This is a genomic window from Pedobacter sp. R20-19 (assembly GCF_000708265.2).
In the GTDB taxonomy this organism is placed as follows: domain Bacteria; phylum Bacteroidota; class Bacteroidia; order Sphingobacteriales; family Sphingobacteriaceae; genus Pedobacter.
In genome coordinates, this window is sequence record NZ_JCKI01000001.1 from 340,749 (window position 1) to 359,654 (window position 18,906).

Here is an 18,906-nt window from a genome sequence, read left to right on the forward strand (position 1 = left end):
CAGTCAGCCGACTGACTGAATTAACAAAATTTATCTATATTTGACTTATGCAAAGTCAAATTTCAAGATATTTAAAATCAACTATTCTCCGTAAAATAGGGAAGAATAAAGTGATTTTACTTTTCGGAACAAGAAGGGTTGGCAAAACATGGCTGATTGAACAAATCACTGCTGAAGCAAATATTGAATATATTTTTTTAAACGGAGAGGATCAGGATATTCAAACCTTGCTTGCTACCAGAACTGCAGCTAACTACAAAAGAATTTTAGGTAATAGTAAACTATTGGTTATCGATGAAGCACAGGTGATTCCTGAAATTGGCAAAATTTTAAAGTTGCTAATTGACAGCTTTAAAGATTTAACGATTATAGCGAGTGGTTCATCAGCATTTGACCTTTCTAATCAAACCGGCGAACCGCTTACTGGTAGAAGTATAACCTACTATTTATATCCAATTGCGCAATTAGAATTAGCACCAAATGAAAACGGCTTACAAACTGCTCAAAACCTGGAAGAAAGGCTAATTTTTGGTTCATATCCTGAAATATTTAAATTAGAAACGTTGGCAGAAAAATCTCAATACCTAACAGAATTGGTGAAATCATATTTGTTAAAGGATATTTTGATTTATGAAAACATTCAAAATAGTAATAAACTATTCGATTTGTTAAAGCTTATTGCCCTGCAAATTGGTTCGGAAGTATCAATTGATGAACTGTCACGTTCATTAGGGATAAGTAAAAATACTGTTGATCGTTATCTTGATTTGCTTTCGAAGGTATTTATTATTTATAAAATTGGCGGATATAGCAACAACCTTCGTAAAGAGGTTACCAAATCTTCGAAATGGTATTTTTACGATAATGGTATCCGGAATGCCATTATCAATGATTTTAGATTATTATCACTTCGGAATGACCAGGGTATTTTATGGGAAAACTATGGGTTTAGTGAACGGATAAAAAAAACCAACTACGAACAACAAGGTGCTCAGTATTATTTCTGGAGAACATATGACCAGCAGGAAATTGATTTAATTGAAACTAAAAATGGAGAGATGGTGGCAATCGACTTTAAATGGAGTAATCAAAAAAAGAAAATACCTGGCTTTTTTGCCAAAAACTATCCACACGCTTCATTTTCTATCATTAACAAAGAAAACTATTTAGATTTTATACTTTAATGGATCCTACCTTATTACTCGACTTAGTAAAAATGCAAATGCCTTACGGGAAATATAAAGGCTATCTAATCTGCAATATTCCTGAAAGCTACCTGCTCTGGTATAAAGACAAAGGCTTTCCGAAAGGTAAATTGGGTGATTTAATGGCTACCATGTTCGAAATACGGGTTAATGGTTTGGAATACCTGTTAACGCCTTTGAAGAATCAGCAGCAGTAAATTAAATTATGCGTAATTACTTAATCAATCATCATCCTGAGCGTAATCTAATTTATAAATAGATGCTGAAGTAAATTCAACATGAAGAGGTTCATAATATTCCCGCAAATCAAAATGATGTACGCAGAAAAATCTACATTGATCAGTGTAATCTGCAGGAAACAAACCTATATTTCACAACCATTCTCATCACAAACCGCATCATCATTCTTATTTAATGAAGTAAGCGTAGTTTTAGGCTGAGTGGCTTTCCATTCTGTAAAACTTTGAGTAAGCGCATCGGTAAAAGCTTCCACAGGTTGTGCGCCAGATATACCATACTTTCTATCCATTACAAAGTAAGGAACACCTCTAATACCTAAGTTCTGGCTTTCATAAATATCATACCGAACAGCTTCGCTAAATAGATCTCCTTTTAAAATCTCTTCTGCCTCAGTACGATTCAACCCGATTTCTTCAGCAAGATTGATCAAAACATCGGTTTCACCAATATTTTTGCTGTTTACAAAATGAGCTTCAAACAATTTTTCTTCAGCCTGATCTTGCAAACCGTGTTTGGCTGCCAAATGAATTAACCGGTGTGCATCAAAGGTATTTGCAGGAATATTGGTATCAAAATCAATAGATAAACCTGCATTTGTAGCCATTTCTACTACCTGTTTAGTCATTTGCTTAGCCTGCTCAATTGGCATTCCCTTACTTCTAGAAAGATAATCGTACACCGTTTCATTGTTTGTATTATGATATTCAGGATTTAGCTGATAACTTTTCCAATCTACTATGATCTCATCTTTAAAAGGCAATTTTTCTATGGCCCTCTCAAAGTGACGTTTACCGATATAACAAAACGGACACATTACGTCCGACCAAATTTCTACTTTCATAAAGCAAAAGTAATCGCTTCTAATTTAAGGCGGGTAAATTGAAAGTAAAAACCTATCCTTTCCCAAAGGGGAATAATATCTCACAACATGGGACAAATTTCCCCAAGCGTAAAATAGAGACCTATATGCCACCTCCTAATCAAAGAAATAAATATGGCATCATTTTGCAATAATCAATTTAAATATACTAATTATGATGAAGAAAACGCTTATTGCAAGTTTACTATTAACGGGCTTATATTTCAGTACTTTGGCACAGCGACAGGCTGATTACGTCGCTAAGTTCGATACCAAAATTCAGTCTATCACCTTAGATAATTTAACAGGAAATATACTTGTTAAAGAAGCGGATAAGGTGTCGTCCTTTAACCCCCAGACAAATACGATTGATTGGAGCCTGACTGATGAACAGATCGGAAAAATGAGTACAGCAACTAAACTTATAAATGCTAATCAGGCCCTTAATGATCCAGATTTATTGAAAATTTTTCAGTCTACCGATCAATTAGTTTTTCTGGAAAATACACCATACATCCAGGCAAACATCAATTCGAAAGATGTGATTATCAATTCTCTTAATGGTAAAGTGATATTTAATTCTGGCACAACCAATTATAGGCTTGTATTAAGTCAATATATCCAAAGTGACGAAAAATTTCTATTTTTAGTTACCGAGGGTAAAGATTTCAAGTGTGTTCTTTTTGACCCTATAACAGGTAAAGATAAATGGAACACTATTGTAGGGACTAAAGACGGGATGCTGAAATCATTATTGGCCAATTCAGTTGCAAATAGTATGGGATTAGGGCTTTCTAAACTTACTACGAAAGATGAAGTGGTGACCACAAGTGATGCTATCTATGCGACAATAAATAATCACCTGTTTAAGCTTGATAAAGAAAATGGCAAAATAATATGGACAATTAAAGAAGCCGTTAATAGATTTTATCTTTCAAACGATCAAAAACACATCATTACTATGCGTAATGCAGGCAGTATAATTTCATCAAAAAAAGCATTAAATGCTTTGGATACGGAATCAGGCGCTCCATTATTTAAAGAAGATATTACAACAAAATACGTATCCTATATTGAAGATTGGGGAGCTAAGTTTTTAGTAGCACATTCAAATGGATTCAACTTTTTTGATTATAATTCAGGTAAAAAGATTTGGAAGAAAGATGCGAAAGGTGATGATATTAAACAGGTTATTGCTGTTGATAATGACTACCTGTATATAGCAGACAACGAAATGAGTTTGATTGATCGCGATGGTAAACAGAAATGGAAAAATTTTATTGAAATAAGTGATGACAAAACAGATCCTGTATATTTCTTAAATAAAATTGATAACAATAAAGTACTTTATTTAACAGGTACTTACGGAAATATGGTGGATTACACAACAGGAAAAAAGATTTGGAAAGGCAATATTAAATTTGACCCTAAACTACCTTTACTTTATGCTTTTGATGAGGCAAGCAAATCTTTTTTAGTTTTCAATGATGAAAAACTCTACAAATTTGACCCTGCGGCTTTAGAAAAGCCAGAACCCTTTGCTAAAATTAAGGTTAAAAATGACAAAGCTTTAAGTACAATCGGTTTATTTGATTGGGGAGTATCATTAACTGGCGAAAATGAAGTAATAGGAGTGGGAAAAGATGGAGCTATAAAATTTCAACGTACATACAAAGAACCTGGATCTGCAACCAGAAGACTGCTTAAAACTGGTAGTATAATTGGAATGTCGTATTTCGGTGCGGTATCGAGTCTTCAAGGAGGGCTCTCTGAAGCAATATATTTGGTAAGAGATGGTAATGGTAATGTTATACATGATTATTTGCTTACTGAAAAATCCAGACAAGAGCTAAGAAACAAATCTATCTTAAATAATGATATTGCTAATTCAATTAATTCTAGTGTATCTGGCCGTATTAACTCTAGATTTAAAGCCTTAAAACAAAACAATGATTTTGCATTTATTTTTGCCCGTGGAGAGAGCGATGAGATGAACTATCTTGTAAAAGTGAATAAAGCGAATGGTGAAGAGGTAGATAAGATTAGCATTGATAATACAAAACCTATCTATGAAATTGATTATATAACGGACAACCTTTATTATGTTTACAAGAACGAACTAAAGGTATTTTCTAAGAAATAAGTTTCGAAAATCAACACAAAGCCAGCGAGATATCTACTGGCTTTGTGTGATTAATTTTATTTATACAACTGATTAAAAATTAATTTAAAAGTTCCATGTGTTTGTGCCCTGAACGCGATTTCCGGACCAAAAGCCAGTAACTTTCCTTTCCCTACATTTGCCTCAAAAGCAGTTACACCGTCCTGCAAATATGCCTGCCCCCAAGCCCAACCGCTGCGCAAAGGTTTAGCAGATTTGAACCACATCAATGGTTTGATTTTTCCGGCAGTAATGGCATCTCCTGTTAATTTAAAAACCGGACTATTATCAAAATACACATCCGCATCATTTTCCATTCCCCAGTTAGCAGGTTGTTTGGGATCTAATTCAACTTGTAGAACACTTCCTGGAACGTAATATTTCTCGGCCGGAAGTCTTTTTTCTTCACCATTTACAATCTCCGTCATGGCATTACGAATTGGTAAGTATAAATGATAAGCCAAATTGGTACTGCTTCCAATGGTTACAATATTGCCCCCTTCTTCTAAAAATTTCTTTAATTGAGGTATAGATTTATCTGCGGTAATCCTACCTAAACGATTTCTATATGTCAAAGGAATATCTTCTGCTTTAGGTCCGAAGGATCTTGAGCCGAAGCCACCACCCTGTAGTGCCGGAATTGCGCCACCAACGAAAATAATTACATCAAATTTAGATTTTAAACTTCCTGCATCAATGTCTTGCGGATAAATAACGGTAGCATTGTAATGATACTGTTCCATAATAAAACGCATCCAACCAGAAGCCATCGATCCACCATAATTATCCCATAAGGCAATTCTTGAAGCAGAAATTTTCGTTTTATCTTTTGGAATGGTCGCAGATTTTAGTTTCACATTCGCCTTTTCCAAAACAGATTTTCCAGCAGAAGAAACATAAAAATCTCCGTTTTCCTTTGAGCGGTAAACCTCTATTTTATTTTTCAATAGATCATTAACAGCGGTATAAGAATCATTTTGTGCAGCACTTAATATATAACTTTTCCCAGTAAGCTTATTTTCAGGAACCAGTAGCTTACCATATGGATTTTTTTCAAAAGGACCGTTAAAGTCGTTCTGAATGCGATCGAATTTTACGTTCATTAAATAAGCCAATGTCCATCCGGCAGCATCATAGGGTGGTATAGGGGCACCACCTTCATATTTGAAATCATTCGGGTGATCTTGTGGCTCAAACATATCTAAAACATGTGGCCTAAAAGCCTGGTCAGTTTTAACAACATAACTCCCAGCAGGGTATTTTTTCCCGGCAACAGTAAATGAAGCCGTTGCCTTTTGTACGATAATCCCAGTTCTAATCAGCGCATTTAGAAATTTGATCGCCGTATTAAAATCAGCCTGATCAGCAGATAGGATATAACCTCTTGCATCTCTGTTTGCCGGTGCCTTCATCACGGTATCAAAATATTTTACATTCATCATTTGTCTGGAGCCGAAATCATAATCACCGCCATCTGCAGCATTCGATCCACCTTTTTTTGCTGCCGTATTAATGGCTTCAATTTTCTTTGGAGAAAAAGACCAGGTATCCTTCTTACCTTTTTCAATTGAATTTCTGCCCATTTGATAAATATTAAAAAGCAATTCGTCTGCATGTCGCTGCGCATAATTTAATACAGCGTAGTTCAGAGAAACAGAATAGTCAATTGAGTTTTTAAAATACCATTTCCGGGGCGTAACAGGGTTAGGTGAATCACTGTTTGGCAATAACCGGGAAGGCACTAATGGGATTTCTGATGGTGTTGGGCTACCAACAATCTCAGTTAGTAAACCAACCATGTTATGAAAATAAGTGGTTGTTCTTAATCCTCCGTTGTACCAGGTTGAAAATACTGAACCTCCACGTTGTGTATAACCAGGCTTTCCTTCTACATTTAATCTGGTATGCATGGCTGCCCCCACCGCATCTAAACTGGTTAAGAGCGTGGCATCGAAAACATAATTGAAAGGGTCGCGATAGGGTGGCCCAGCTACAACAGTTCCGGCAGGGCCAGCCTGATGATGGTTATACATAATCTGCGGAATCCATTCTACAAAAAGCTGTCTTCCAATATTTTGGCTTTCCTTTAAATTCAGCATAAAGAAATCCCGGTTATTATCGTGCCCTGCATATTTTTCATAAAGAACTGGCAGGCCAGATAATGCTCTCTTTGTCGAATCCTTTTCACGCATATACCAGTTACTCACTAATTCCTGTCCGTCAGGATTGGCATGAGTAAATAAAATAATTACATTTTCCAGAATTTTGATAGTTTCAGGATCTGTTTTTGAAGCAAATTCATAAGCAGTTTGAATCAGCTGATGCGCACCAACTGTTTCAGTTGCGTGTAAACCACCATCAATCCAAACCACTGCTTTTCCTTCCTGAGAAAGGGTTTTTGCTTGTTGAGGAGTAACTTCTGCATGGGCAAGCTGTTGCGAAATTTCTTTATAACGCTCTAGCTTTTGAAGGTTTTCTGGCGAAGATACAATCAGCATATACTGGCTTCTTCCTTCCTCTGTTTTACCGATATCAACCAGTTTCACACGTTTGGATGTTTCGGCTAATTTTTTAAAATAAGCTTCGGTTTGTGTATAGGTAGCAAGCTGATAATTATCGCCAATATCAAAACCAAAATGTGATTTAGGGGATGGTATTTCTTGTGCATTAACCACAGCAGAAGTGATCATTAAAAAAGCAAAAGAAAACTTCTTTAAGTAGTTTTTTATCATAGTCGGGATTGTTTTTGGATAATCAAATATAATAGAGAAAAGAGTGAGAAAACTGCTTGATGTAAATTTGTTACACGACAGCAATCGCCAAATATTTGCCTAGTTTATTAATATTTTTTTAATGAAAACAGAACAAAATTTGCCAACAGCTACAATTACTGCTTGGTAATCGATACATTTGCTTTTGATGTAAGTTCTTAACTTTATTTTTCATCAACCAATATAGGTTTTACTTAGCTGTAAATTAAAAGGGAATCGTGTGCAAATCACGAGCTGTCGCGCAACTGTAAATTCTGTCTTTTTAAATTAAAGACAACGGTTTTATCAATAAGGCCACTGTTCTGTTTTTTCAGGATGGGAAGGCGATAAAATCGGGAATAAGTCAGGAGACCTGCCATATATCGAATTGACGGTGCTTTCGCGTAAAAAAGCAACAGGTCAGGTCTGATAGGTTCACAATAAAATTAACCATTTTATTAAATTCGCTTTAAGCTTATGGCTGATGAGTGGCTTTTGTATGCCCCTGCCTTTCCTTTTCATTTTTTACAGAAATCATTATAGAATATTGCTTAAGGGCTTTTAAACGATTTATTTACTTAATCTTTAAAAGAAATGCTAACGCAAAATCTTGGCTATCCGCGAATAGGTAGTCACCGGGAATTAAAGAAAATCTGCGAAAATTACTGGGCAGATAAAACAGGCTACAAAAATGTACTTCAGGTGGGAAAAAACATTCGCCACGAAAACTGGAAACTTCAGCAGGAAACCGGAATCGACCTTATTCCATCAAATGATTTCTCTTTCTATGACCATGTTCTGGATCATTCCTTAACTTTTGGTGCAATCCCTAAAAGGTATAATGAAGTGATTCTGAAAAAAGGAAATTCAGAACTTGATTTATACTTTGCTATGGCAAGAGGTTATCAGAAAGATGGACTGGACGTTGTTGCTATGGAAATGACCAAATGGTTCGATACCAATTACCATTATATTGTTCCTGAATTTCAAAAAGACCAGCCTTTCAAACTTTTCTCTACTAAAATAATAGATGAGTTTTATGAAGCTAAACAATTGGGCATTACTACAAAGCCAGTTTTAATTGGTCCAATAACTTACCTTTTACTTGGGAAAGAAAAGGAGAGTGGTTTCGAAAAAATCGATCTAATCAAAAATCTGCTTCCTGTTTATCTGGAAATTTTAACTCGTTTAGATGCTTTAGGCGTTGAATATGTACAATTTGATGAACCATTTCTGACTTTAGATTTATCAGAAAAAGAACAAAAAGCTTATGAATATGCCTATAAGGAAATTCGTAAAGCCTTTCCAAGAATCAAATTGGTTCTTGCAACCTACTTTGAAGGTCTTGGTAATAACCTGACATTAACCACATCACTTCCGGTAAATGTTTTACACATTGATTTGGTAAGGGCTGAAAATCAGTTAGCTGATGTATTGGCTCAGCTTAAAGAAAATACCATACTTTCTTTAGGTATTGTAGACGGCAGAAACATCTGGAAAATTGATTTCGAACATGCTATTGCTACGATTAATCAAGCTGTAGAAAAGTTAAGTATAGACTGGATTTGGATTGCACCATCTTGCTCTTTAATCCATTCGCCTGTTAACTTAGAAAACGAAACCAATGAAGAAAATCTGACTGCTGAGGTAAAACAATGGCTTGCCTTTGCAAAACAGAAAATAGCTGAGATTGTTACCCTCAAAAGACTAATTACTAATGAAGGCCCTGCATCTACCCTCCAAAAACTAGAGGAAAACAAGAAGGCTTTAAGCAACAGGAAAACATCAAAGTCAATTCACAATATCGTAGTAAAAGAACGCGTTGCCAATTTAAAGGCCGAAGATTCTGAACGTAAAAGTCCCTTCTCTCTGAGAAAAATTAAACAGCAACAACTTAATCTACCAAAGTATTCCACTACAACAATTGGTTCATTTCCACAAACAGCAGAAGTAAGAAGCTGGAGGGCTAAGTTCAAAAATGGAATTTTTACGGAAGATGAATACAATACACTTATTGCCGAAGAGACAGCCAAAGCTGTAAAATGGCAGGAGGAAATAGACCTTGATGTTCTGGTGCACGGTGAATTTGAACGCAATGATATGGTTGAATATTTTGGCGAGCAGCTGGAAGGTTTTGCCTTCTCTAAGAATGGTTGGGTACAAAGCTATGGCTCCCGTTGCGTAAAACCACCTATCATTTATGGTGATATTTCACGCCCGCAGCCTATGACAGTAAAATGGACATCTTATGCGCAATCTTTAACATCTAAATACATGAAAGGGATGTTAACCGGACCAGTAACTATTTTACAATGGTCGTTTGTGCGTAATGATCAGCCACGATCAGAAACTTGTACACAAATTGCATTGGCCATCAGGGATGAGGTTGTCGACCTGGAAAATGCAGGAATTAAAATTATTCAGATTGATGAGCCTGCTATTAGAGAAGGTTTACCTTTAAGGAAGAAAGACTGGCAGACTTATTTGAACTGGGCTGTAAATGCTTTCAAAATTTCTGCAAGTGGGGTTGAAGATGAAACACAAATTCATACGCACATGTGCTACTCTGAATTTAATGACATTATTCAAAACATTGCGGATATGGATGCTGACGTAATTACTATTGAAACATCGAGATCTCAAATGGAGCTTTTGGATGCTTTTGCAGACTTCAAATATCCAAATGAGATTGGTCCTGGGGTATATGATATTCACTCACCACGTGTGCCTAAAAGGGAAGAAATGGTTTATTTACTTAAAAAAGCGAAGGCTGTTATTCCTGAAGATCAAATTTGGGTAAATCCAGATTGTGGATTAAAAACCCGTGGATGGGATGAAACCAAAAAAGCCCTGATCGAAATGGTGGAAGCGGCAAAAGAAATGCGTAAAAATGAAGCTGTTTTAACCCAGGAGGCGCAAATTAATTAATATTTTTGCCACGGATCCACAGTTAGCATTCATCTTATAGAAATAAGTTTCGTGTTATGCTATGTTTCCGTGGCTACATTTATATAAATTTTGGTATGACCCTCGAAGAAAGAATTAAAAACTCAACAACAAGCATTTTTAAAGCCGTATTTCCAAATACTACAAACCATTATGATACCCTTTTTGGAGGTACTGCCATGCATTTGATGGATGAAGTAGCCTTTATTACGGCTACACGCTTTAGCAGGCAAATTATGGTTACCGTAAGTAGTGACAGAATCGACTTTAAGAAACCTATTCCGGCAGGAACCATTATTGAGTTGGTAGGGAAAGTAAATCATGTTGGTAATACCAGTTTAAAGGTGAATGTAGAAATCTACATTGAGCAAATGTATGCCAGTGGAAGAGAGCTTGCCGTACACGGCGATTTTACTTTTGTGGCTATTGATGAGAATAAAAAACCAGTTCAGGTTATTAAATAAAGCTTAGTTTACCACCTAAGAAAGGTAAGTTTCATATAAGTGCTAAAGTAAAATCTATGCTATAAAAACTACAACCTTATATTTTCTCCTTAAATGATTTAATACAAAATCAGATACAAATAAGCATAAACCACTGGTGCAGCTAATAACAATCCATCAAAACGATCTAACAAACCACCATGACCTGGCAACAATCCACCACTATCTTTGGTGTCCAGACTACGTTTTAACATGGATTCTACCAAATCTCCAAGCGTACCAAAGCTGGCTATTAATATGGCCATTCCAGCCCAAACCCATGATGGATTTTCAAGAAATAAAAACGACAATCCGTATGCTACTAAAACGCTGGTAAACATCCCACCAAAAAAACCTTCCCAGCTTTTCTTTGGAGAATGACGCTCAAATAATTTGCGCTTACCATATTTTACACCGAAAAGATAGGCACCTGTATCATTGGCCCAAAGCATCAGTAAAAAAGCCAGCGGAAAATGAAAATTGTATTCACTCCAGTTTTTTAAAAACCCTAAAGCGTGGAAAAAACAAAAAGGAATGGTTACATATACAAACCCTACAAAAGTGTAAGAGATGTTGGCAAAAGGAATTTTATTCTTTTTATAAAGTTCTGAGATAAAAACAGAAAAAATTAGCGGAATACAGAGTAAAAGGTATTTAACATCATATTTAAGATAGTGCAAACCTGCTGCCATCAAAAATATTAATGCCCCGGCAATAAGGCCAATATTACGGTGTGGACGGATACCTGAATTTTTGATGAGCTTATAAAATTCAAAAAGCGATAAAATACTTAATACTAAATAAAAAACAGTAAAAGTATAACTCCCTAAAAAGATAGAGCCTAACATTACTATGGTAAAAAAGAAAGCTGTTATTGCCCTTGTTTTCATGCGGAAAAATTAATTTGGATAATGAAAAATGTGGATGTGATTAAGCTATTATTCAATTTCATTCTGAACAAGGTATTCAATCGCCTTATTAAAATCACCTTTGCTTACCAATACATGGATTTCACCTAAATGATAGGCAGATAATTGCTTATTTATGGTAACTGCCGGAATACCAGCCTCAGTTAATCCTTGCTTCAATACCTCTGCTGCAAATGCATCGGAAGTTGTATAAACCTTAATCCAGTTTTCGCTCACGTTCTGCTTTGTTTTTAAAAAAGTTAAACAAAGCTATGGTAATTATCGCACTAATTAAATAACCATACCAAGGAAATCCAATAGGTTCATCTGCTTTATCTAATGGCATATTGTGTTTTTGCATATAAAATGCCGCGCACACGGCATAAGCATTATTAATAAAATGTGCTAATATGGCATACCAGAGGCTTCCACTAAAATAATATAAATAACCAAATCCTGCACCCAAAAGCATCCGAGGGATAAACCCATAAAACTGAAGATGTATCGCACTGAAAATGATCGCAGAAAGCCATATCGCTACATGCGGATTATTAAAAGCCCTGTTTAACGATCTTTGTACGCCTCCTCGAAACATAAGTTCTTCTCCAACGGCAGGCAACACTGCAATCATCACCAGATTAACCAAGAAATCAAAATTATTGCGCATGGTTAGCAGTTTGATGGTGGTTTCCATTGCAGCATCTTCTTTCTCCTTCATCCAATGTTCAATTCCTTTTAAAAATTCTGGCAAGATCATCTTTTGGTTCCAGATTGCAGTCCATTCCATCAGTGGCATACTGGCGATCATAATTAGGAAAACCAAAGTAATTAAAGGAAATTTCGGTTTACCAAATCCATAAAATGTAGTCACCTTTTGTTTCTCAGTTAAAGCCAAAGCAATTCCCGGCACAATGAAGGTTCCGATTGAAGAAAAGATTTGCATGACTTTTAACCCATTAATATATGGTGGTTCACCTGCTAAAAGTCCAGCTACATTACTCATCAAATTTGTACCATACATTAAAAATGCAATCACTAATCCAATTAATGCAAAAACCAGTCCGCCCGCAATTCCGTAAAATAGAAGTAAAAGTAATTGTAAAAAGGGATTGATTTCTTCCTTATTAGGTGTTACAAAATTCATTATTTGTACTTTTGTATGTATTATTAATCGTTGAAGATAGAAAATGTCTGTTAAGATAGGAAATATAGATTTAGGTGAATTCCCATTATTGCTTGCCCCGATGGAGGACGTGAGTGATCCACCATTTCGTTATGTATGTAAAAAAAATGGTGCGGATTTAATGTATACTGAATTTATTTCTTCCGAAGGCTTAATTCGTGATGCTGCAAAAAGCAGGCAGAAATTAGACATTTTTGAGTATGAAAGGCCCATAGGGATCCAGATTTTCGGAGGTGACATTGACCATATGCGTGAAGCTTCGGAAATTGCATCAGCTGCAGGGCCAGATCTGGTTGATATTAATTATGGATGCCCGGTTAAAAATGTGGTTTGCAAAGGTGCAGGTTCCAGTTTGCTTCGAGATATTGATAAAATGGTTAAAATGACAGAAGCTGTTGTTAAAGCTTCACATTTACCGGTTACCGTAAAAACGCGCTTAGGCTGGGATGATGACAGTAAAAATGTTTATGAGGTAGCAGAGCGACTTCAGGACGTTGGTATTCAAGCTTTAACCATTCATGGCAGAACAAGGGCCCAACTCTATAAGGGAGAGGCAGATTGGTCATTGATCAGGGAAATTAAGCGTAATCCAAGAATTAAAATTCCTATTTTTGGTAACGGCGATGTAGATAGTCCTGAAAAGGCTGCTAACTGGCGCATGGAATATGAAGTAGATGGCATCATGATCGGCAGAGCTGCTATTGGTTACCCATGGATTTTTAGAGAGGTTAAACATTTTTTTAACACCGGAACACATTTACCAGGACCAACCATTGAGGAGCGCATAGAGGTTTGCAGAACTCACTTGGATAAATCCCTGGAATGGAAAGGTCCTAAAACAGGAATTTTTGAAATGCGCAGGCATTATGCCAATTATTTTAAAGGCTTGCCAGATTTTAAACCTTACCGCATGCGTTTGGTGGCAGAGCCCGATATCAACAACATTTACAGTATTTTAGAAGAAGTGGCAGAAAAATTTGCCAGCTATGACGCAACCAAAGTACTGGCTTGATTTTTGAAAAGTATTTTATACAGCAATATTATCATGGTTACAGCAATTACAGATGGAGTTAAAGTTTCAGTAGAAACAATTTATCAACCAGAATACTCAAATCCGGCGAACGAACATTTTATGTTTGCTTACCGCATAGAGATTGCAAATCTTTCTGATTATGCTGTTCAATTACTTCGCCGACAATGGTTTATTTTTGATTCCAATAGTAGCCGTAGAAAGGTTGAAGGGGAAGGGGTTGTTGGCTTGCAGCCAATAATTCAACCAGGTGAAACGCACGTATATGTTTCAGGATGTAATTTAAAAACTGAAATGGGTAGCATGAAAGGTACCTATTTAATGAAGCGTGATGTAGATGGTTCAGAATTTGAAGTTGATATTCCCGAATTTCAATTGGTTGCGCCTTATAAATTGAATTAATCTTTTCAATTATAAATAATTCTTATATCAGATAGTGATTGTATAAATCATCTATCCCTTAAATAAAAATGGCCAGGATAAATCCTAGCCATTTAATGTTTATAATAAAGTTAATCTAATCTCTACTTCTTCCAAATAACATAGATGCGTAATAGAGCAGATTTGCCAGCGCACCAATTGCTGCTACAACATAAGTCATAGCTGCCCACCAAAGCGCATCTTTAGCTTGCCTGTTTTCTTCTGCTGTTTGCATCACACCTTGATTATTTTTTAACCAAGCCAGCGCCCGGTTACTGGCATCAAACTCTACTGGTAGGGTTATGATACTAAATACTGTAACTAAAGCCAGGCCTAAAACACCAATGGCCAAAACAATTGGTGTAACATTAACAACCAATAGCATAACACCAATTAATAAAACCCATTGCAACAAATTAGACGAAATACTAACCAAAGGTACCATAGTACTTCTTAAGTTAAGCCATGAATATGATTTTGCATGCTGCACTGCATGTCCGCATTCATGTGCTGCTACTGCTGCAGCGGCAACACTTCGGCTATAATATACGTCTGTACTTAAATTTACTGTTCTATCTGATGGATTATAGTGATCCGTTAATTGTCCTTCGGTACTCATCACCTTCACATCGTAAATTCCATTATCATGCAGCATCCTTTCTGCTACCTCCTTGCCCGATAAACCAGAGCTAATTTGCATTTCGGCATATTGAGAAAATTTATTTCTAAATCGCCATTGTACAAACATGCTCAGCAATAATACCGGGATGATTAATATTAAATAAACTCCCATTTTCTTATGTATGTTTTTCGTTTAGCTTATATCAAAAAGCGTTCCCCATTTATTTAAAGGAATAAATACTAATGAGATAGCAGTACGGTAAAATCTTATTTTAATGCAATATGAAGCGCATTTTGGAGGTTTGAAGAGAATGATGTTAAACAGAACATGATGGATATATATTGCTTTAATTTATCCATTATTAGATTTATAAATCGAATAACTTCTTTTAAAATGAAGGCTTTCTGTCTAGCTAGCATATAAAAATGTGCTTTATTTTATCGAATGAGGCACTTTAGTCGTATTGCATTATAAATTTTATTTGCTTCAAAAACCTGGAAGTGATGTGAAAATGCCACTGAAACAGCTTATTGTAAAATGATAGAAATTCTAATGAAATGAAATTGATGACAAATGTCTAATTAATTGTAAAGTATATCATGTTTTAGCCTATCGGCTAATGAAAATTGGTGTATCAAAAATTGAACATTAAAATAAGGTGAAGCACTGATATCAGCTAATTAAAAGGGCCTTTAAATCTATTTAAAAACAATTGTTTTATTTCCACTCACAAAAACTCTATCCTCAAAGATTAACTCTAAGGCATCAAGAAGAACTTTTTTCTCGATTTCTTTGCCTGCACGAACCATTTCCTTTACGCCGAAATTATGATCTATATGGGTAGTATGTTGTGTGATAATCGGTCCTTCATCAAGGTTATTGGTCACAAAATGAGCTGTTGCACCGATAATTTTTACACCGCGTTCAAAAGCCCTCCTGTATGGATTTGCACCAATAAATGCTGGTAAAAATGAATGATGAATATTAATAATTTTTCCTGCATAATCCTTTACAAAATCAGCAGAAAGTATACGCATAAATTTTGCCAGCACTAAATAATCAATATCAAATTGATTGATTATTTCCTTGATCTCTGATTCAAATTGTTCTTTTTCTTTATGCTCATGGGAGACATGAAAATAAGGAATACCTAACTTTTCGGTGAAATTTCTGAGTGTTTCATAATTACCAATTACGCATTGAACATTTGCACCGAGGGTTTTAAATTGGTTTTTTATTAGAATTTCAGATAGGCAATGATATTCTTTAGTCACTAAAACAGCAACTTTTTTTTCCTGCTCCGTAATTAAATTTACATCAGCTGCATTCGGAAGGTTTTCAAGCAGCTTCACTCTTAACTTTTCGGTTTCCTCAAAATCACCCATACAGGCAATACGCGTAAAAAAAGTTTTGTTTTCTTCATCAACAAATTCACGCATGGCGACAATATTAAGTTGGTATGATGCCAATATGCGGGTAATATTGGTCACTAACCCTACTTGATCGGGACAAGATATGAGAATTGTTAATTTTTTCATGTGTAATATTTAAAGCTCAATGATAAGAAATTTGGTTACAGATTCACAGATTTAAATCTAAATTTTATTAAGTTAAAACTTCAGTTACATATATTTAAAGCTTAGAAAAAGCATCTTAAGAAAGTTTGGTTCTCTTAAACATATGACTTAAATCTTATATTTTAAAAAGATATCATTAAAATAATCTGCAAATTAAGAAGTGTCATTATTGAACGTAGGAAGCCCTGCTAAATAGATTGCCTTCATCCGATGAAAATTGGCTTCACAATGACGATTTCGTACGAAGTATCTAAACATTCTAGCGAAATATTTTGGTAAATCTGTTTTTAATATCGATTTTTACTAAAATTTTTATCATTATGGAATACGCTGCCATTGCACTTCTTATCATTATTTTAATCGTTTTAATTGCCCTATTCTTAAAAAAACCACAATCATCTGTACCGTTAATTTCTATTGAAGATTATGATAAAATAAAGTCTGAAAATGAGGTTTTAAAAATCACATTAGCTAAAGTTGAGGAACGGGTTTCCAACATCAGTTCGGAAAAGGAACGCATCACTGATTTTTTGAAACAGGAACAACAACGACTGATTGATGAATTGCAAAGTGAACGCGATCGATTAGCTGATGCCAATAGGGAGCTAGAAAGTACCCGATCATTTTATATGGCAGAAAAAGAAAAATTAGCAGAACAAAAAGTGAGTTATGAACAATCTCAGCAAAAATTAAATAAAGATTTCGAGCTGATTGCCAATAAAATTCTGGAAGAGAAATCGAGCAGGTTTGTTGAGCAAAATAAAACCAATTTAGATTTAATTCTCAATCCGTTAAAAGAAAATATCAAAGCTTTTGAAGATAAAGTTGAAAAGGTTTATAAAGCTGAATCTGACGAACGAAATATCCTGAAAGGTGTAATATCTGAATTGCAAATTCAAAGTAAGCTGATTCAGGAGGATGCCAATAATTTAACCAAAGCACTTAAAGGCGATAATAAAAAGCAAGGTAACTGGGGTGAAGTTATTTTGGAAAAGGTATTGGAAAGATCTGGTTTAGTACGAGATCAGGAATATCGCATCCAGGCTTCGCATCTATCTGCCGAAGGTGGTCGTTACCAACCCGATGTAGTGATTGATCTTCCAGATGATAAACATCTTATAATTGATGCTAAGGTGAGTTTAGTAGCTTATGAGCGTTCCGTATCAGCAGAGACAGATGAGGCCCGTGAAGGCTATGTAAAAGCGCATTTGGTTTCAATTAAGAATCACATTCAGGAATTATCTTCTAAAAATTATCAGGATTTATATAAAATCAATTCTCCAGACTTTGTACTACTCTTTGTTCCTATTGAATCATCTTTCAGTATTGCCGTTCAAAAAGATGCTGAACTATTTAATTTTGCATGGGACAGACGGGTGGTTATTGTAAGTCCATCTACACTATTGGCTACCTTACGCACCATTGCCAGCATCTGGAAACAGGAAAGACAGAATCGAAATGTAATGGAGATTGCCCGTTTAAGCGGCACCATGTATGATAAGTTTGTTGGTTTTGTGAATGATTTGGAAAACATTGGAAAACACATCAAAAATGGCCAGGATGCTTATGATAAGGCAATCAATAAACTTTCTGATGGTTCAGGAAATTTAGTGAATACTTCAGAAAAAATAAAAAAATTGGGTGCCAAAGCAACAAAGCAGATTGATATGAAGTATTTGGATCAGGAGTAAAATTTTTTCGGTTGGTAAGATACCAACCGATAGAAAAATATTTAAATGAAAAAGTTTAATTCTATATCTTCACTAAATTCCAAAAACTTATTTTTCTGCGGGTTTCAAACCCCAGTTTCTCATATAATTTAATGGCTCCGATATTGGTTTCAGCAACATGTAAATAAGGAACTTTTCCTTCTGAGAAGATATGATTTGCAGTAAATGCAATAAGTTGTTTAGCATAGCCTTTTCCGGTAAAATCATGATGGGTAACTACCGCACTTATTTCACTATAAGTATTCATTTTCATCCTTTCACCTGTAACCGCAACCAATTTATTATTTTTATAAATGCCATAATAATTGCCTAGTAATGGTGTTTTTACTTTGAAATAACCAGGCTGTACTAAATTCACCAGTTCTATTAAATCAGCTTTTTTATCTGTATTAAGTTGTACAATTTCTTCAGTTATTTCTGTTTGAATTTTATCTGGTAAAACCATTTGGTTGCAAATCAACTCTTTATTTAATCTCAAACCTTCAGTTAAAACTGGTTTTTCGCCAACAATATAAAAGTCTGCCGTTTCATTTGCATATTGATCTGTACCATCAGATATGTTTTCTCTATTTATTAAACCTCCAAAAGGACAATAATCTGGATGATAAAACTTTATATTTCCGTATTCGAGCGCAAATTTTTGGTGTGTTTCGGTCAATGAAAACCAAACTGGATTATCCAATTTCTCTTCTTCTCTAATCATTCGGCTTATAACGTCTAGTAGCTATTTAAAAAATATCTTAGTCATTCGATGACTATGCTAAAAGTAAGGAGCTCCTCCTCAATGGTAAAA

16 protein-coding genes and 1 riboswitch are annotated in these 18,906 nt (G+C 35.2%); of the genes, 8 read left to right on the plus strand and 8 right to left on the minus strand.

Annotation, left to right across the window (positions count from 1 at the left end; translation table 11 throughout):
- The first annotated feature begins 47 nt into the window (after positions 1–47).
- Together AN34_RS01515 and AN34_RS01520 are read left to right on the plus strand one after the other, a co-directional pair.
- Positions 48–1,184 carry an ATP-binding protein gene (locus AN34_RS01515; protein ID WP_029281559.1) on the plus strand — a complete coding sequence of 379 codons (1,137 nt, stop codon included), beginning with the start codon at positions 48–50 and terminating at the stop codon, positions 1,182–1,184.
- Positions 1,184–1,402 carry a DUF3820 family protein gene (locus tag AN34_RS01520; RefSeq protein ID WP_029281561.1) on the plus strand — a complete coding sequence of 73 codons (219 nt, stop codon included), beginning with the start codon at positions 1,184–1,186 and terminating at the stop codon, positions 1,400–1,402. The genes AN34_RS01515 and AN34_RS01520 overlap by 1 nt, the downstream gene beginning before the upstream one ends.
- Before the next feature lie 167 nt (positions 1,403–1,569).
- Here the strand turns inward: AN34_RS01520 and AN34_RS01525 are convergent, their stop codons facing one another.
- Positions 1,570–2,286, minus strand: a complete 717-nt coding sequence (locus tag AN34_RS01525; protein WP_029281563.1) for a DsbA family protein — start codon at positions 2,284–2,286, stop codon at positions 1,570–1,572.
- Positions 2,287–2,479: 193 nt separating this feature from the next.
- Here AN34_RS01525 and AN34_RS01530 point away from each other — a divergent pair, with 193 nt between their 5' ends.
- Positions 2,480–4,447: a PQQ-binding-like beta-propeller repeat protein gene (locus tag AN34_RS01530; protein WP_082468294.1), complete on the plus strand. Its 1,968-nt coding sequence runs from the start codon at positions 2,480–2,482 to the stop codon at positions 4,445–4,447.
- Between the two features lie 56 nt (positions 4,448–4,503).
- Here the strand turns inward: AN34_RS01530 and AN34_RS01535 are convergent, their stop codons facing one another.
- A complete protein-coding gene (locus AN34_RS01535; protein ID WP_029281568.1) occupies positions 4,504–7,197 on the minus strand; it encodes a M14 metallopeptidase family protein in 2,694 nt (897 codons plus the stop codon).
- A 207-nt stretch (positions 7,198–7,404) separates the two neighbouring features.
- Positions 7,405–7,611: riboswitch (cobalamin riboswitch) on the plus strand.
- Between the two features lie 198 nt (positions 7,612–7,809).
- Between AN34_RS01535 and metE the strand changes: the two genes are divergently transcribed.
- Positions 7,810–10,143, plus strand: a complete 2,334-nt coding sequence (gene metE / locus AN34_RS01540; protein ID WP_029281570.1) for a 5-methyltetrahydropteroyltriglutamate--homocysteine S-methyltransferase — start codon at positions 7,810–7,812, stop codon at positions 10,141–10,143.
- A gap of 95 nt (positions 10,144–10,238) precedes the next feature.
- Positions 10,239–10,625, plus strand: a complete 387-nt coding sequence (locus AN34_RS01545; protein ID WP_029281572.1) for an acyl-CoA thioesterase — start codon at positions 10,239–10,241, stop codon at positions 10,623–10,625.
- A 98-nt stretch (positions 10,626–10,723) separates the two neighbouring features.
- Here AN34_RS01545 and AN34_RS01550 read toward each other — a convergent pair whose 3' ends face one another.
- The 3 genes from AN34_RS01550 to AN34_RS01560 are packed head-to-tail and all read right to left on the minus strand — an operon-like array spanning position 10,724 to position 12,695.
- A complete protein-coding gene (locus AN34_RS01550; protein WP_029281573.1) occupies positions 10,724–11,533 on the minus strand; it encodes a phosphatidate cytidylyltransferase in 810 nt (269 codons plus the stop codon).
- 48 nt (positions 11,534–11,581) lie between these two features.
- Positions 11,582–11,788 (minus strand): putative signal transducing protein, encoded by a 207-nt coding sequence (locus tag AN34_RS01555; protein ID WP_029281574.1) that lies wholly within the window; start codon positions 11,786–11,788, stop codon positions 11,582–11,584.
- Positions 11,769–12,695, minus strand: coding sequence for a CPBP family intramembrane glutamic endopeptidase (locus AN34_RS01560; protein WP_029281575.1), 927 nt, complete (start codon positions 12,693–12,695; stop codon positions 11,769–11,771). The genes AN34_RS01555 and AN34_RS01560 overlap by 20 nt, the downstream gene beginning before the upstream one ends.
- 43 nt (positions 12,696–12,738) lie before the next feature.
- On the opposite strand from AN34_RS01560, the gene dusB reads away from it, so the two are divergent.
- On the plus strand, positions 12,739–13,746 hold the full coding sequence (gene dusB / locus AN34_RS01565; protein WP_029281576.1) for a tRNA dihydrouridine synthase DusB: 1,008 nt from the start codon (positions 12,739–12,741) through the stop codon (positions 13,744–13,746).
- A 33-nt stretch (positions 13,747–13,779) separates the two neighbouring features.
- Entirely contained in the window at positions 13,780–14,166 is a 387-nt protein-coding gene (apaG, locus tag AN34_RS01570; protein WP_029281577.1) for a Co2+/Mg2+ efflux protein ApaG, read from the plus strand.
- A 115-nt stretch (positions 14,167–14,281) separates the two neighbouring features.
- On the opposite strand, the gene AN34_RS01575 is transcribed toward apaG, so the two are convergent.
- Entirely contained in the window at positions 14,282–14,977 is a 696-nt protein-coding gene (locus AN34_RS01575; RefSeq protein ID WP_029281579.1) for a zinc metallopeptidase, read from the minus strand.
- 527 nt (positions 14,978–15,504) lie between these two features.
- On the minus strand, positions 15,505–16,344 hold the full coding sequence (purU, locus tag AN34_RS01580; RefSeq protein ID WP_029281581.1) for a formyltetrahydrofolate deformylase: 840 nt from the start codon (positions 16,342–16,344) through the stop codon (positions 15,505–15,507).
- Between the two features lie 359 nt (positions 16,345–16,703).
- On the opposite strand from purU, the gene AN34_RS01585 reads away from it, so the two are divergent.
- A complete protein-coding gene (locus tag AN34_RS01585) occupies positions 16,704–18,074 on the plus strand; it encodes a DNA recombination protein RmuC (RefSeq protein ID WP_029281583.1) in 1,371 nt (456 codons plus the stop codon).
- Between the two features lie 61 nt (positions 18,075–18,135).
- Here AN34_RS01585 and AN34_RS01590 read toward each other — a convergent pair whose 3' ends face one another.
- Positions 18,136–18,816 (minus strand): GNAT family N-acetyltransferase, encoded by a 681-nt coding sequence (locus tag AN34_RS01590; RefSeq protein ID WP_029281586.1) that lies wholly within the window; start codon positions 18,814–18,816, stop codon positions 18,136–18,138.
- Between the last annotated feature and the right edge of the window lie 90 nt (positions 18,817–18,906).